Origin of the sequence: Reichenbachiella sp. MALMAid0571 (genome assembly GCF_040151475.1) — a bacterium.
In the GTDB taxonomy this organism is placed as follows: Bacteria; Bacteroidota; Bacteroidia; order Cytophagales; family Cyclobacteriaceae; genus CAXBNB01.
Genome location: NZ_JBDKWG010000137.1, coordinates 204,267 through 221,509, shown reverse-complemented (window position 1 = coordinate 221,509; position 17,243 = coordinate 204,267). Strand labels below are relative to the sequence as shown.

Below are 17,243 nucleotides of genomic sequence, written 5' to 3'. Positions count from 1 at the left end.
AATTAGGTACTTGTTCACATGCTTTTTCAATGATTGTTTTACTTTTTTTTCATAACTTCAATTCTTATTTTGTGAACTCCGAAGTTAGAAGTTCTTTGGCATTCCCCGAAGGGCTTCCGACGAAGGAGGTTCGTTCAACAGTCGCTAAAGTTGAAGATACCACGTGCTTCTAGCCAGTTTTTGTACAAACCGACCGCCAATCTGTGCCTTCTGCAAGAGACTGTTTCTTATGAAACTTTTCGAGGTTCTGGTGTTTTTCTTTCTGAACGCAGTGGTTTTTGGAATCAGTGGTGTGTATGGTGTAATGCCAGTCAGCCAAGTGTGGGCATACTACTTTAGCTAAAGGTTATTTTTTTGACAACAAGTTTAAATCATAGAATTACTTATACTCTTTTTGCCGGGCTCACAAATCAAATTCTTTGCTTACTTTGCATCAAAATTTGAATATGATACTGATAGCAGATAGTGGGTCAACAAAAACCGAGTGGCGTTTAATAGATGCCGATGGAAGCATTTCCCAAATTAAATCTGCCGGAATCAACCCCTATTATCAGGATGAAAAGGAGGTAATGAGCCTCTTGCAGGAAGGGCTTTCAGCTCACTTGCATTTACCTGTTGATAAAATATACTTTTATGGGGCTGGCTGTTCTTCAGATGCCAACAAACAGAAGATGACAGAATGTTTTCAAAGTTTGTACCCAAATGCATCCATTGAAATAGACACAGATTTACTTGCAGCAGCCCGGTCATTGTGTGGGCATGAACGGGGTATTGCCTGCATCTTAGGTACTGGTGCCAATTCATGTCTGTATGACGGTGTGTCAGTGGTAGAAAATATAGCACCTCTGGGTTATATTATGGGAGATGAAGGCAGTGGAGCGTATTTTGGAAATAAACTCTTAGGTGACTACCTCAGAAAAGATTTACCACAAAATCTGATAGACCGAATGGATAAGCGGTTTGACTTGTCAAAGTCTATCATATTGGAAAATGTGTATCAAAACGCTATGCCAGCCAGGTATCTGGCAGGCTTTTCCAAATTCATTTTCCAAAACCTAAAAGAACCTTACCTCTACAAAATGATTTATGATGGGTTCGTTCTTTTTTTTGAAAAAAACATCATGAAATACACCGATTATAAAAACGAAGCTGTGAATTTTACCGGATCGGTTTCTTTTTATTATTCTAATATACTGAGAAAAGTTGCTGCCGATTTGGGTATTCATCTCAGGCATATTGTAGAAGGGCCTATAGCCGGATTGACACTTTATCATCAAAAAGAAATAGAAAAATGAGTACTACAGAATCCCCTTCACATTTCGATAAGCTCGAAAACATGTCTGTCAATGAGTTGCTGATCAATATCAATTCAGAAGATAAAACAGTTCCTTATGCTATCGAAAAAGCCATTCCTCAAATTGAAAAACTTGTGCAGGCAATAGTTGTGAAAATGAAAGCAGGAGGAAGGCTGTTTTACATTGGAGCAGGTACCAGTGGCCGGTTGGGAGTAGTGGATGCTTCGGAGATTCCCCCTACTTACGGAATGCCAGCCAGCAGGGTAGTGGGTATTATTGCAGGGGGAGACACTGCCATTAGAAAATCAGTGGAACATGCAGAAGATGATCCTGATCAGGCATGGAAGGATTTGGCAGAACATGAGATCACAGATGCTGATGCCCTGATCGGAATAGCTGCTTCCGGTAGAACGCCTTATGTAATAGGCGGTATAAAATCAGCCCGTGAGAAAGGCCTTGTGACTGGCTGCATTACGTGTAACGAAAATTCCAAATTGGCTGAAGCTGCTGAGTTTCCGGTGGAAGTGATAGTAGGTCCGGAGTTCGTAACGGGAAGTACCCGTATGAAAGCGGGGACAGCACAGAAATTGGTATTAAACATGATTTCAACGGCCGTTATGATTCAGCTTGGCAGAGTCAAAGGAAATAAAATGGTGGATATGCAATTGTCCAACGAAAAGCTGGTAGATCGTGCTATAAAGATGGTAATGGAGGAACTTCAGGTAGAGAGAGAGGTAGCTGAGGGGCTGTTGCAAGACAACAAATCTGTAAGGGAAGCAGTAGATTTTTATAACAAAGAAAAGTAGAGTGCATCAGATTGAACCATTTTACAGATGGTTGAAGTATTACGATCCTGCCAGGGATGAACTTTCACCATTTAACGGGAAGGAATACAATTACGACTTGTATTCTGAGACTATCTATGGCTACTATATTGATCCTGCATGGGATTATATGGGTTCAGAAACATTGTATATAAAAATCCTTTACGCTGATTATGAAAAGGGTTATGTAATAATTGAATTTATCGGAGAGTGGAATGATGCTATCAACAACGATATCATGCACTTAAAGCGAAACATTATTGATTTGCTTATTGGTGATGGCATTAGCCACTTTGTTTTGATTGGAGAAAATGTACTCAATTTTCATGGGTCAGACGATTGCTATTATGAAGAGTGGTTTGACGATGTGGAGGATGGCCAGCAAGGTTGGATAGCTGCTGTTAATTTTCAAGAGCATGTGTTGGATGAAATGAGCAATTTCAATATTGATTCATATATCAACTCAGGAGGGAGTCTTCAAATCGCCAATTGGAGAACACTTCATCCGCTACAATTTTGCATGACCGTAGAGAGTCTTATACAGAAGAGGCTTAATTGATTTTAATTTTTAAATTCTTTCACCGGAGCAGTTTCAGAAATCAGGTATTTCCTGTTGGAATTTACATCCAGACACAGACTTCTTGTCCTGCGTTTTTCCAGTTTCTTATAAATCTTTTTGTTGAAAAGAAAAGTAATACCGGGTGCTAATTCACCCAACAGTGTTTCATTGGAGTGTTTATCGTATTTTCTCAATACTAAATAGAGGTTTTTATCTGATGTACTTGATGCCTTTGGGTTTTTCATGTGAAGTGCCAGTATCCTTAATACATCGTCGGGAAATACTTTGTCATTGAGCATAGGCAAGAGTAATTTTCTAAATTCCTGTTTCCACTGATTGCCATGAGGCAGTACTCTGTTTTGGTATTTTTCCCTTGTAGTAAGGTGGGCTACCTCATGAATGTAGGTAATCAGGAAAGAATATTTATTCAGGTTGTTATTGACCGAGATTGAATGTTGTTTGGTTGCAGGGTCATACCGATAGTCACCAAGTTTGGAGTTTCTTTTTCTGGTGATGTTGAAAATGAAATCCAGTTTCACCCAAAGTTGATAACAATACTCTACCGAAAATTCAGGCAGGTGCTTTACAAAGATTTCTCTGTCACTTAATGCTGGCAAAATTTATGTTTTTTTAGATCACGATTCTAAATTACATTGAATCCTTCATTACCCATAGCAAGAGTAACCTTATTATTTTTTTCTAAAAGAAATTTTAATAGGTACACCTTTAAAGTCAAAATGAGACCTTAGTTTATTGGTTAAAAATCGTTCGTAAGGTTCTTTGATATATTGTGGCAGGTTGCAGAAAAAAGCAAACATCGGTGTATGTACAGGGAGTTGAGTAATGTACTTGATCTTAATGTGTTTTCCTTTTAGTGCAGGTGGTGGATTGTGCTCGATTTCTTTCAGCATGATTTCATTCAGAGCTGATGTCGAAATTTTCCTAACCCTGTTTTCATTCACTTCCATCGCCAATTCTATTGCCTGGAAAATACGTTGCTTGTTCAATACAGAGGTGAAAATTATTGGAATATAGCTCAAAGGTCCAAGTTTCTCCTCTATTTCTTTTTTGAATTTGATGGCTGTATTGCTGTCTTTATCAGGAATCAAATCCCATTTATTCACCATAATCATGATACCCTTTTTGTATTTATGAGCCAGAGATATGATGTTCATATCTTGTGACTCAAACCCCCGCTCGGCATCCAGCATTACGATACACACATCGCTATCTTGCAACGATTGGATCGCCCTGAGCACAGAGTAAAATTCTATGTCTTCAGTTACCCTTGATTTCTTTCTTATTCCTGCCGTATCTGTAAGAATAAAATCTTTGTCATAAAGTTTATATCGTGTGTTGATAGAGTCTCTTGTTGTTCCCGCTATGTCTGTGACAATGGTACGTTCCTTGCCCAGTAAAGCATTTAGAAATGAAGATTTACCCGCATTTGGCCTGCCAAGAATGGATATTCTGGGAATGCCATCTTCCGGGTTTTCGTTATCATTGTCATCAAAATACGTTACTACCTCATCCAATAGCTCACCTGTGCCGGAACCACTTGTAGAAGCTATGGTATAAAGATTAGCATCTAACCCCAGGCTGTAAAATTCGGAAGAAGCCAGTTCGAGATCGGGATTGTCTGCTTTATTTGCTACAAGGATTACCGGTTTTTTTAATTCACGTAGAATGTTGGCAAAATCCTCATCCATTGAGGTAACACCGTTCTGGCAGTCAACCATAAAAAGCACTACAGAAGCTTCATCTAATGCCATTTTAACCTGAGTTCGAATGGCATCCTCAAAAATATCGTCTGACCCGGTTACATACCCACCTGTATCAATCACTGTGAAATATTTACCATTCCATTGGGCAAAGCCATAGTGTCTGTCACGGGTGACTCCACTTTCATTGTCCATTATGGCTTTTTTTCTTTCTACCAGACGGTTAAAGAGTGTGGACTTACCTACGTTTGGACGACCTGTTATGGCTACTATATTTGACAAAATAGAGGGGATTTTGGTTTAAGGTCGCAAATGTAACGAAAAGGGGAGATAGATTAAACCTATGCCCCAATTATAAATATTTGATATTGTGTCGGGTTTTACTTAAACAGGAAGAGTTTGTGATTGTTGCAGGCATTGTACAATTCAAAACCATCATCATCACCTGCAAATTCAAGAACATATACCTGACCACTTCCAAATACTAAATCTGTTATGTCAATTAAACCTTGCTCTTCAGCAACTGTAGGTTCACGGGTAATCAGAGTTTGTCCCGTGAAAGTAATATTCATCTGATTGCCATTGAATGTAGGTGGTGCAAATTCCCTCAAAAAGAAATCAGCTTCACCACTGTTATTCACTACAATCAACCCAACACCATAAAAATCTCCATCTGATAGCGGAAACTTAAAATAGAATTGAATGCCTGCTACATCTGGAAAAATAGCTGTTATCATGTCCTGTAGTGTTTCATCTTGATTGTCAAATATTCCAATGCTATTTACATTGTAAGACCCATCGCTAATAGGAGTGAAATTTGTTCCGGCAGAGTATAGAGTACTGGTGAATGTTATGCTTTCATTGCCAATTTTACCATCAAATTTCCCAATATTGAGTGTTTGTCCATCACAGAAACTATCTGTTAATTCCTGAAAATTGGACAATTCAAATTCGGAAATAAGTATGCTTTGTCCATTTAAGGTAAAATTGAAAGGTGTATTGAAGACGATAGCCTCACCCTCAATGGTGTAGTTGGTTTTGTGAGAAATATCGACTCTGTTGTTTGTGTTGTTAATCTCCTCAATACTTTCTCCTACAGCTGCATTCAGTATTTTTGCTGTTCTCAGGTCTAAATCCAGGGTTATGAAAATAGAAATAGCTTTATCTATCAGGTACAATTGGTAATAAACATTACTGCCTATTAGTTGTTTTAGTTGTTCACTATGAAATAATGTCTTCTTAAGATTTTTGGTTATTTCATTATTTAAAAGTTCAGCATCATTTTCTGCAGCTGGTTCAAAACTTAATATCGTTGGGTTAGAAAAGTCTGATTTACTTTGAAATACGGGGTTGTTGTCGATATAGTCAAGAAGAACGAATTCAAATTCACCATTGTAAAACTCGAAGAAGTAATGAAAGACACCATAAGTTTCCAGTATCAATTCGAGCCCATGAGCATTGTCTATTCGATAAGTGATGGTGGCATCAAGAAATTCGCCATCATTGTCATACACGTCAGATTTAATATTGACATTACCATCCTCATCAAATTTCATTAGTATTATAAAAGAACCTGAATTGGGATCAGGTTGATAGTTGATTTTCCAACCGAATGCAGGAGCAATCAGGGCAGTGATTAAAGAGTCTTTAGCTTTGGATACCCTTTCTTCTACAGTTGGTAAATCCTTTACGCCATCATCTCCGCATGAGAAAATCCCCAGAGAAATAAATATTATGGTGATATATACTAATAATTTTCTCATTGTTTATCCTAATCTTGATTGAATGGCAGCCCGGAGTTCTTCCAGGCTTATTGCTACTACTTTTTCGTAATGGTCAATGATAGCATTCAATTTTTGGTTGATTTTCTTTCTTCCTTCATTTCTTTCTTCACAGTCTATATCCGTACAGTCTTCTTCAAGAGTAATGTAATTTTCATAAAAACCTTTGTCAAACAGAAAGAAAGATACTGTTTCAGCAAAGTCTTCATTGGGGTTACTTGTGGCGTAGGGTGACACAAACCCTCTTCTTAAAGCCTCTTCATCGGTAAGTGTAAACCAGGCTCCTGAACTGGTGTATCCCGATGGAGAAATAGTTTCGAAAGAAGCAGGTAATTTATACCTCTGGTGAATGGTGTGGGCAAATTCATGATATACTACATTGAGTTGTTGAGAAACCCAACTTTCATCCTCAGGATTTATTCCGTTTACATTGGTAAATGTAATTCGGGCACCAGCATCAGCCGTTCCCAGTGTTACCGTACCATCCGAATTGTAAATCAATCCTCCCAAGAAGATTATTTCCGGTGGTACATGTTCTTTGAAAAATGCTTCGCCATTTTCTATTTCCAAATAAGGGTTGATCCAAAAATCTTCAATAAAATCAAGCATTGGCCTTACGTTATCAATGTCGGGAGGTGCTACTCTTTCACCCGGATTCACGTAGTTGTCCACGTATCTGTACCTTATTGCCATATCGTACTTGTCAATGAACTCTTCCTGAATATAAATATCGAGTTCAGTAGCAGGTATGCTGTCAGCATCCTTTACAGGCACGTTCAAATCTTCTGATGGGTAGCAGGCCACCAGAAACAGTGGAAGCAAAGCCCAGCTTTTTAATTTGAGTTTTTGGGTTTGAGTAGAATATATCTTATACAAAATTGTCATTTCTGTAATTATCTTGGGTTAGCTTTTAGTCCACCTACATCTATAGCCGTTTTAGGAATCTGAATTACTTTTCTCAGGTCATCTTGTTCCAAAGTGATTGATGAAAACTGATCCTGTAAAACATGAGTTACTTCTATGCCTAACCTCTTAATGTCAAACCAACGCATGCCTTGCATGATAAATTCCTTTCTTCTTTCTAATTCTACAATATAGATGTAAAGAGCAAACCTGTCATTATTAAAAATACCAATAAATGACCTCACCTTCTCTATAGTGATAGTTCTGTTGCTTCCTGATCCGAGACTGTACCTTCTGTCTGTTAATGCTTGCAAATCACTTATAGCGTCATCAACCCTGTTTAAAAAAATATTTGCTTCAGCCCTGTTTAAGACCACCTCTTCTCCACGAAAGGGAAGGGCAATATGGTATGGAAGTCCGGTATTAGAGTTTAAGCTACTTCGTTCAAAAAGACTTTGGTATCTGACTGGAAAAACCGAATTGTCTCCTTTTACAAAAGCAGGATTTTCTCTCTGGTCAGTAGTACCACCAAACATATTGTCTCCAAACAACTGAGAATACTCCGTGTCCAAAGGACCAAAAGCAAAATCATTTCTTTGTATCAGTGAGATTTTTCTCATCAACAGGAGATTGCTTGCCAGATCAGGAGAAGAATACAATTGAGGATATCCATCGACAGATGAACTAACGTTTTGAAATTCTGTAGATGTCATGTCCCTGATAAAAGGGGAGGGGTCTGATCCTAACAGCATGTCACTGAATTTAACACACTCTGCATAGTCTGCTTTGAATAGGTAAAACCTTGATGCAAAGGCCAAAGCTGCATTTCTATTGAAATGATATTTTCCGGAGTTGGCAAAAAAACTGTCATCGAGTATTTCAATTCCCTGTAGCATGTCTCGTTCTACCTTATCATACACCTGTTGTACAGTATTTCTTTTATAAGTAGCAATAAATACCGTCTCAGGAGTTTCTATGTACGGAACCCCCAAATCGGATGTAGCTGTTGTTTCATCGTAGTGCTTAGCAAACAGGTTGACTAACATGAAATGGCCGTAAGCACGGGTAAGAAGTGCTTCTGATTGTATTGATTTTTTACGTGCTATTTCTTCTTCAGAGGTTGTCGGGATGTCAGCAAGTGCAGCTAAAACTTCATTTGAATGGGCTATTGCTTCATAAGTATTGAACCAGAAATAAGCAGGGGAGTCTTGTTCTGTCGGGTCTGAAGTGTCATCTTCCCAGGCATAAAGGCGTTCATGACTTGGTCTCTTTGTAGTACCTCTGGTATAGCCTACATCATCCGACATCCAGTCTGTAAATGCCGGGCTAGCCACTGAGTAAGCATTGGTTAGAAGTTGTGCCGCCTTGTCCAGATCATCAAGAAAAACCCTGTTGTCGGGCACTTCATCCAGAAAATCCCCACAACTGTTGAATAATATGGCCAACAATATAATAGAGATAGTTTTTGCTACTTTATTAGCTGACCTTTTTGTCGTAGTATGTATTCTTTTCTTCATCATCAAATTGGTCATGTTTATAGTCCTATATTTAATGAAAAGGTTAACATTTTTGGTTGAGGCAATGATACTCCTCCCGAGCTGAAAAATTCCGGATCTTGCCCTCTGAGTGCTTCTTTGTCTGAAAACAACAAATACAAATTTTGCCCTTCTATGCTGAAAGAACCTCTTGATATTCCAATTTTCTTTACTGTTTTAGCAGAAAGGTTGTAAGAAAGTCTTACATTTTTAAGCCTGATGTAGTCACCAAAAGCAACTCTCACATTACTCTTATTGTATAGGCTATAAGCCGAAACCACTTCACTGTCGGTTGAGGCCAGGCCATTGTCCAAAATTACCGGGATGTTTGTATTCGCTTCGTCTCCGGGCACTATCCATCTGTTTACCAATTCACCGGGTAATGCATCAAAATCGGTGTAAGAGGAGTAAATAGCGTCATTTAACCTGATTTTGTAGTCGATTTTGTAAGAAAGAAGAAAGCTGAAAGTAAAGTCTTTATATTGGAATGTGTTGGTAAGACCACCTGCTCCTCTGGGCTCTGTGGCTCCTTCATATTGAAGTGTACTTATTAAGTCTTCTCTTTCTTGTAAATCAAGTTCAAGGATTGTTTCATCATTGGCATCATAAAAAGTGGGAATTCCCTGACTGTTGAGCCCTGCAAATTTTGTTGAAAAAAGCCCTCTTCTTGGCCCTCCGAGCACGGCTGCACCTCCCTGGCCAATGGCATCAACCAATCTCGGCCCAAAATCAAGCCTGGTGATTTTGTCGATGGTATAGCCAAAGTTGTAATTTGTTCGCCAAGAGAATTTATCATTTTTATAATTTACCGTAGAAATGGTAAATTCATAACCTGTTGCTTCCATGTCAGCAAAGTTTCCGGCTTTCAATCCCTGGCCGCCAACTCCACTGGTTTGAACTATGCCAATCAGGTCAAATGCCTGTCTTTTGTAAAAATTCAATGATCCGGAAATTCTATTGTCTAATACAGAATAGTCCATTCCGACATTAAATTCTTTTAATTTTTCCCAGGTTAGTTCTTCATTGGTTAAGTCTTCTATGTACAGGTACGGTTCTACATCCGTTGGTCTCACAGTTACATCCGCCTGAAGATTCAATAAGGCACTTGCACTTGGGGGGAGGTTTCCTGAAACTCCATAAGTAGCTCTTAATTTCAATTCGTTGATAAACTTAAATCTTTGCATGAAAGGTTCGTTGTGTGCATTCCATGCTCCACTGGCATTCCATGTTGGCAGGTATCTGGCTTTTTGACTTTTTCCCAATTGGTTGGAGCCGTCATATCTTACTGTAAAATTCCCTACATACCGACTTTTATATGCATATCCTCCATTTAGAAAAAGCCCAATAAATCGGTCTCTTTCTTTATTTAAGGTATAGTAGTCTATGTTTTGCAGGTTGAAGAATTCAATAATGTTAGGGTCGGTTACTACAATCCCTCCACTCTCGTATATTACGCCTATTCCCGTGGTGCTGCTTGCCTGCCTGTTGGTAAACCTGATTTCCTGGCCTCCCAAAAGATTGATTTCATGTTTATCAGCAATGGTGGTATTCCATTCTGCACTGATCCGGCTGAAAAAGTTCAGAAATTCACTTTGATCCAAATAGTTGAAACCTCCCTGAGGGAGTACTACCACGGGATTCAAACCCGGGTTGTCAGGATCTCTGAACAATAGATTGTTGGCATCCTGAATATACTGAGTGCTGTTGGCACGATAAGCTTCAGCCTGGTTGGAATTTTCATGTACTGTATGATCTCTTTTTGTATTGGCATACCGGGCCTGAAATACACCTTTGATAGATATGTTTTTTCTTGGTGTAATTTCAAAATCTGTTTGTGCTGAAACATCAACTACATTGATGTCTATGAAGTTTTTTTCAAGTTCATCGAGGATATTAAACGGAGCATAATTTCTTCTGAAATATTCCAGGCTGCCATCGTCATTGTAGGGCCTGGTTGACCTGCTTGTATTCAATGCATAGCTGAATGGATTGATATCAAAACTTCTACTGAAGCGTCCTGTCAGTGGATCCAATTCTCTATTCCTTGTCCCTGGCACTTTTTGATCACGATAACTTGCTGTCATTTTCAAACCAAACGTAAATTCCTTGGAAAGGAAATAAGTGTTTCGGGCCGTTCCTGTGAACCTCTGTACCTGATCTGCAATTGTTTGTCCCTGATCATTCAGGTAACTAATGGAATAATAGTTGTTTGACTTTTCTGTACCTGTAGTAAAACTCAGCGAATGCTGCTGTTGCAATCCTAAATCTCTGAATAATATATCGAACCAATCAGTATTTGCATTTTCATATTTATTAAGAAACTCTTCATTTAACCCTCCTCCCGGCCCCCAATCCAGATCATGATTGGCAATGAGTGAAAACATCTTTCCCATAGCACCATAGTTTTGAGCCCTTGCAGAAGTAGTAATATCTATTATGCCTTTATCGTAAAGTTCACGGTAAACAGACATTTCTTCTGCTGAGTTTAACAGGTTGAATTGATTGTATGTAGGCCTGAGTTTCACGGAATAATTTCCTGAATAACTGACTTGTAAGTCACCACTTCTGCCTCTTTTTGTAGTGATTACAATCACACCATTGGCAGCTCTTGCACCATAGATTGCTGTTGCTGATGCATCTTTTAATATTTGAAAGGACTCTATATCGTCCGGGTTGAGGTTTGCTATAGAAGAACTTGTAAGAGTACTCGCATTTCCTGAAATAAAATCGTCTGTGCTTACATTGGTTAAGTCTTCCAGAATAACCCCATCTACCACAAAAAGAGGCTGATTGTTGCCATTGATAGATGCATTTCCCCGAATTCTTATTTTTGGGGAAGTACCAAATGTGCCCGACACATTGTCAACGTTTACCCCTGCAACCTGCCCTTCCAGCACCCGACTGACGTCCACCATACCTGCGGCTTTGATGTCAGACATTTTCAAATTATCGGATGCTCCTGTGAAAAGCTTTCTATCCATCTCCTGAAAGCCGTTAACAACGATTTCCTGAAGTACTGCCGCTTCTTCTTTTAATACGATATTAATAGGAGAGGCATCCTGAATGACTACTTTTTGCGTTTGCATGCTCACCATGGTAAATACTATGGTTTGCCCTTTGTTCCCTATGATGGAAAAATTGCCATCCAAATCCGTAATAGATCCGGTAGTTGTATCTTCTATCCGTACTGTAACACCAATAAGAGGTTCACCCGTTTCGTCTTTTACCTGACCTTTAATGGAGATTCCACCTTGCCCGAAAACATTACATGTACTAAATGTAAGTATTGCTACTATTAGTACGAATACTATTTTACTTCTAACCTCATCAGTATAAAGGGTCATTCACAATTGGTTTGATAAACGAAGAAAATTTAAAGCTATCTTTTGTTACTTTATTTCGAATGTAAGATCTACATCCAAAGTATTGTTATTGGAATCGGTGAATAGAACTGACAAGAAACCTGATGTTTCATCATCACTTTTGTAAGTAATAGATTGAACCGGATTGAATTGTACACCAGTCATTGTAGCCAATTTAGTTTCATCAAAATCAGCTTCTAAGTCTCCATCATAATCGTAAAGGACTAAAACCCAATCATCGTCAGTCAATGTGATTTCTCCAAAAACATTACTTTCCACTTCAGCTGCAAGTGGCCCATAAGGCCAATCTACAAATATACCGTCCAGCAATCCATCTGTATTGTTATCGTCCGTAGGATATAGTTGAATTAAAATGTCAGCGTATTGTGCAGAGCCTTCTTCTTCAGGATCCCACGCTTCATCCCCATTCGTGGAAGGGAAGATATTTACATAATAACCAGTCAGAACTCTTTCCTTAACAGATACAAGTACAGAGTCAATTACCATTTGTCCGTCATCTGTTTTGGCTGTGAGTTTTACATACAAGTCTCCACGGCTGTCAAAAGTAACTGTTGGAGATATTTCTTCTGATGTGACTCCACCTCCAAAATCCCACAGGTAGCTCGAAGCTTTTAAACTTTGGTTTTCAAACTGGACAGGAACACCAACTTCAACCACTCCGGGATCAGTAATGAAACTAACCACAGGACTTGGCAGAGGATCATCTCCACCACAAGATGCCAAAACGGCCAAACCAACAAATAAAAAAAGGTGTAAAAGCTTCTTCATACGTGCAATGTTATAATTAATGTAAAATATTTGAAAGGTAACTTAGTAAGTTTACAAGAATAGATGATTTTTATAACTTTTAAAGAATCCTTCTAATTTTGTTAACCGACATTCATGAACAATCACAGTATTTAGTTTCCCTTACTATCCTTTCTAAAATAAATATACACGATAAAATCAGAAACTGAAATAATTATTCTTCTTTAAGAATCTAAGTTGTCACCTGGTATTCAATTTCATCCATAGTATTTAGCTTTTCGAGTAATTCGTCTGCAGGATCTACTTTGAACTTTCTGGATAATAATCTGGCTGTTTTACCACTTTTAGCATCTCGTATGTTCAGTTTGAGGTCACAAGTGCCGGAATGAGATGTCGCCAGTTGTATTATTTCATCTACTACAGATTGGTTTAGGTCTTCCAGATTAATTTGCAGGTTAATTCCTTTTGTAAGTTTTTCTCTTAAATCAGATAACAAACTGATACTTCGGATTTTCAACTCAAGCTCTCCACCTTTCCACCTGTTCTGGATGACTCCCTGAATGTAGATCCCCCAATCAGGTGTAAAGAATTCTTTGAAATTGAGGTAATCGTCAGAAAATAGAAAGAACGTATAGGTATCAGTGAAATCCTGCACAGTAAGTGTTCCAAATGGTTTTCCTGTTTTCGTCATTCTATGGCTTACCTCGGTTACTATTCCGGCAATTTTTATATTGCCTAAGTTTTTAAGGTCTTCCAGGTTTTCATTGAGTTTGGAGATGCTGGTATTACAAAATTTATCTACTTCAAATTTGAATTGATCCAACGGATGCCCTGAGATGTAAAGGCCGACTACTTCTTTTTCTATTTTTAGCTTGTCAAGTTCTGTATAGGGTGTAACATCCGATACCTTAGGAGCAGGTATGGATACTCCGGTTTCTCCACCAAATAAAGATGCCTGAGCACTTTGTTTTTCCTGTTCCACTTTTGTAGCATACTTAATGGCCTTTTCAATCAGGCTGGCTTCCCCATCGTCGGTGATCAGGTATTGTCTTCTATGGTAGCTTTTAAAACAATCAAAAGCACCCGACATGGCCAGGGCTTCAAAAGTTTTTTTGTTGACAGAGCGTAGGTTTACCCTGATGGCAAAGTCAAAAATATCTTTGAACGGCCCGTTTTCATCCCTTTCTTCTATAATGGCCGTTACAGCAGAGTCGCCGGTTCCTTTGATAGCACCTAATCCAAATCTGATTTGCCCGTCTTTGTTTACCTTAAAATTAACTCCCGATTCATTCACATGAGGCCCCAATACTTTGATGCTGCGATTGCGACACTCCTCCATGAAAAAGCTCACCTTTTCGATATTGCTTTGGTTGTGGGTAAGCACAGCAGCCATGTACTCTTCAGGGTAGTTGGCTTTGAGGTATGCAGTGTGGTAAGCAACTACAGAGTAGCACGTTGAGTGAGACTTGTTGAAAGCATAGGCGGCAAAAGCTTCCCAGTCACTCCATACCTTTTCTACTATTTTTGGATCATGGCCTCTTTCAGCGCAACCAGCTACAAATTTTGGTTTTAGTTCGTCAATTATTTCTTTCTTCTTCTTACCCATGCCTTTTCGCAGGGCATCTGCCTGGCCTTTGGTAAACCCGGCAAGCGTCTGGGAAAGTAGCATTACCTGCTCCTGATATACGGTGATACCATAGGTCTCGGCGAGATATTCCTCCATGCCTTTTAGCGGATATGAAATCTCTTCTTTTCCATGTTTTCTGGCGATGAAATTGGGTATATATTCCATTGGGCCGGGACGGTAGAGTGCGTTCATAGCAATCAAATCGGCAAACCTGTCGGGCTTTAATGCCCTAAGGTGTTTTTGCATGCCAGGAGATTCAAACTGAAAAGTGCCGTTGGTTTCTCCTCTTTGGTACAGTTCGTAAGTTTTAGCATCATCCAGTGGGATGGTATCAGGATCAAGGGCTATGCCATGTCTTTCTTTTACATTGACAATGGCACTCTTTATTATGGACAATGTTTTTAGTCCCAAAAAGTCCATCTTTAACATACCAGCATTTTCTACCACACTGTTGTCGAACTGCGTGACCAATAAATCCGCATCTTTGGCTGTGGCTACTGGGATGTAGTTGGTGATGTCGTCCGGGGTAATGATAACTCCACATGCATGTATGCCGGTGTTTCTTACCGATCCTTCCAATACTTTGGCTTGCTGAAGTACTTCTGCTCTTGGACCAGTGCTTTTAAAAAGATCTTGCAGTTCTTTTACTTCCGCAAAAGCTTTGTCCAGAGTTGTTCCTGGTTTTTCTGGAACAAGGTTAGCAATGGATGAAGTGTCAGGCAATGATAAATCCATCACACGTCCGGCATCTTTTATGGCTGATTTAGCAGCCATGGTGCCGTAAGTGATTATTTGAGCCACTTGTTTTGATCCGTATTTTTCTATGACATACTGAATGACTTTGTCTCGTCCTTCATCGTCAAAATCAATATCAATATCGGGAAGTGATACCCGATCCGGATTTAGAAATCTTTCAAACAGTAGGTCGTATTCTATGGGATCAACATTCGTAATTGCTATGCAATAGGCTACAGCTGATCCTGCTGCCGATCCCCTGCCGGGACCAACTGCCACACCCATTTCTCTTGCTTTGGTAGTGAAATCCTGAACAATAAGAAAATAACCGGGATAACCGGTTTTTTCAATTGTCATCAGTTCAAAATCGAGTCTTTCTTCTATTTCGGGCGTGATGTTTCCGTATCTCTTTTTTGCCCCTTCATAGGTCAGATGCCTGAGGAATTTATTTTCCCCTCTTTTTCCACCATCTGTTTCGTCTTCTTCACATTTGAACTCATCTGGTATGTCATATTTTGGAAGAAGTACTTCTCTCTTGAGTTCGTAAGTCTCAATTTTATCAATTAACTCTTGTATATTTTCAATTGCCTCAGGGATATCCGCAAAGAGAGCTTTCATTTCTTCCTGAGATTTGAAATAATATTCCTGATTGGGCAAAGCATCCCTATAAGCCCGGCCAGTACCTACAGGGTCATTTATACTTTTGTTTTCCTTGATACAGAGTAATATGTCATGTGCTCTTGATTGACTTTTGTCTAAATAAAAAACATCATTTGAGGCTATTATTTTAGTGCCGTATTTTTTAGCGAAACCAAGTAATACCTCATTCAAATGCTCTTCTTCTTCCAGCCCATGACGGTTGATTTCTACATAAAAATTTTCCCCTAAATTGTCATGCCACCACTTAAAAACTTCTTCTGCCTGTTGTTCTCCGACATTGAGTATCAGATAAGGTATTTCACTCTTTAGACCACCGGTAAGGGCGATTAAATTTTCTTTGTATTGAAGGATTAAGTCTTTGTCGATACGGGGGTAGAGTCCGTATAGCCCTTCAATGTATCCCAAAGAGGTGAGTTTGGCGAGGTTGTGAAATCCTGCTTTATTTTTTGCTATCAGTACCTGCTGCGACATTTTATCAGGATTGTCTTTGGTGAATTTGTTTACCAATCGATTTTCAGATAAGTAAAATTCACATCCCAGAATAGGTTTGAGGCCGCTGGCTATGGCTCCCTGCACAAACTTATACCCACCAAACATATTGCCCAGATCGGTCAGTCCGACGGCAGGCATATTGAGTTCTTTGGCTTTTTCAATTATAGACTTAACATCTCCTGTTGCCTGAAGCACTGAATATTGTGAATGCACATGAATGTGACAAAATGGAGAGGTAATGTCCTTTGCATTTCCTTTGGTAAGTCCGTTATCTTTTTTTGCGTCATCCTCTTTTGCGAAATTAGCATCAGCTAACTTTGGAGCTTCGTAAGTGATAGAGGAAGCTGGTGTTTCATCCAGGGTTTTTATCACACCTTCTTTGAGCAACCCAAAGAAACACCGGGAAGTAGCATCAACATCGTAAGCTGCATCATGAGCATCTTCAAAAGGCACCCCAAACAGTTTGGTATGCAATTCCGTCAGAGTGGGCCACTTAAACTTGCCTCCACGACCTCCGGGAATAGCTACGAAATCCGTTGCTTCTTCTTTCGTGTCAATGCAGAATTGATTTTCCAGCACATTGGGAAGGTTTGACCTTAAATATTCACAGCCAACAATATTGTTGTCAAATTCGATATTGTGACCTACTGTAGCCCTGGTTTTTTCAATGTCTTTTCGGAATGCCTCCAATACGAATTTCAATTCAAAACCTTCTTCTTCGGCTCGTTGAGTCGATATGCCATGAATTTTTTGCGCATTGAATGGAATCGTAAAACCATCAGGCTTCACAATATAGTTTTGATGACTTATGAGAGACCCATCATTGGCATGTAGTTGCCATGCCAATTGCACCAGTCTTGGCCAGTTGTCAAAATCCGTTAAAGGGGCATTGTATTGTTTTGGTAATCCAGTGGTCTCAGTATCAAAAATCAGGTACATCCGTCGGCATTTAATGGTAGTAAATCGAACTTATAAAGTTGA

11 protein-coding genes are annotated in these 17,243 nt (G+C 39.2%); 3 read left to right on the top strand and 8 right to left on the bottom strand.

The genetic code is table 11. The annotated features are described in order from the left end of the window. Nucleotides 1–446 precede the first annotated feature (446 nt). Genes AAOP42_RS14455 through AAOP42_RS14445 form a run of 3 tightly spaced genes read left to right on the top strand, consistent with a single transcriptional unit; the run spans nt 447 to nt 2,678 of the window. Complete coding sequence (locus AAOP42_RS14455; protein WP_349529247.1) at nt 447–1,295, top strand: N-acetylglucosamine kinase; 849 nt, start codon at nt 447–449, stop codon at nt 1,293–1,295. After that, entirely contained in the window at nt 1,292–2,101 is an 810-nt protein-coding gene (gene murQ / locus AAOP42_RS14450; RefSeq protein ID WP_349529246.1) for an N-acetylmuramic acid 6-phosphate etherase, read from the top strand. Before AAOP42_RS14455 ends, murQ begins: the two co-directional genes overlap by 4 nt. A gap of 1 nt (nt 2,102) precedes the next feature. Further along, nucleotides 2,103–2,678 (top strand): hypothetical protein, encoded by a 576-nt coding sequence (locus AAOP42_RS14445; RefSeq protein ID WP_349529245.1) that lies wholly within the window; start codon nt 2,103–2,105, stop codon nt 2,676–2,678. 2 nt (nt 2,679–2,680) lie between these two features. On the opposite strand, the gene AAOP42_RS14440 is transcribed toward AAOP42_RS14445, so the two are convergent. The 8 genes from AAOP42_RS14440 to dnaE all read right to left on the bottom strand — a co-directional run bounded on the left by AAOP42_RS14440 (nt 2,681) and on the right by dnaE (nt 17,201). Continuing rightward, nucleotides 2,681–3,295: a transcription elongation protein SprT gene (locus AAOP42_RS14440; RefSeq protein WP_349529244.1), complete on the bottom strand. Its 615-nt coding sequence runs from the start codon at nt 3,293–3,295 to the stop codon at nt 2,681–2,683. A gap of 72 nt (nt 3,296–3,367) precedes the next feature. After that, nucleotides 3,368–4,681, bottom strand: a complete 1,314-nt coding sequence (gene der, locus AAOP42_RS14435) for a ribosome biogenesis GTPase Der (RefSeq protein ID WP_349529243.1) — start codon at nt 4,679–4,681, stop codon at nt 3,368–3,370. A 98-nt stretch (nt 4,682–4,779) separates the two neighbouring features. After that, nucleotides 4,780–6,162, bottom strand: a complete 1,383-nt coding sequence (locus AAOP42_RS14430) for a DUF4302 domain-containing protein (RefSeq protein ID WP_349529242.1) — start codon at nt 6,160–6,162, stop codon at nt 4,780–4,782. A gap of 3 nt (nt 6,163–6,165) precedes the next feature. Further along, nucleotides 6,166–7,056 (bottom strand): substrate import-associated zinc metallohydrolase lipoprotein, encoded by an 891-nt coding sequence (locus tag AAOP42_RS14425; RefSeq protein ID WP_349529241.1) that lies wholly within the window; start codon nt 7,054–7,056, stop codon nt 6,166–6,168. 17 nt (nt 7,057–7,073) lie between these two features. Further along, a complete protein-coding gene (locus AAOP42_RS14420) occupies nt 7,074–8,603 on the bottom strand; it encodes a RagB/SusD family nutrient uptake outer membrane protein (RefSeq protein WP_349529240.1) in 1,530 nt (509 codons plus the stop codon). A gap of 14 nt (nt 8,604–8,617) precedes the next feature. After that, a complete protein-coding gene (locus AAOP42_RS14415) occupies nt 8,618–11,962 on the bottom strand; it encodes a SusC/RagA family TonB-linked outer membrane protein (protein ID WP_349529239.1) in 3,345 nt (1,114 codons plus the stop codon). 45 nt (nt 11,963–12,007) lie between these two features. After that, nucleotides 12,008–12,769, bottom strand: a complete 762-nt coding sequence (locus AAOP42_RS14410; RefSeq protein WP_349529238.1) for a PKD domain-containing protein — start codon at nt 12,767–12,769, stop codon at nt 12,008–12,010. A gap of 211 nt (nt 12,770–12,980) precedes the next feature. Beyond that, nucleotides 12,981–17,201, bottom strand: coding sequence for a DNA polymerase III subunit alpha (gene dnaE / locus AAOP42_RS14405; protein WP_349529237.1), 4,221 nt, complete (start codon nt 17,199–17,201; stop codon nt 12,981–12,983). Nucleotides 17,202–17,243 lie beyond the last annotated feature (42 nt).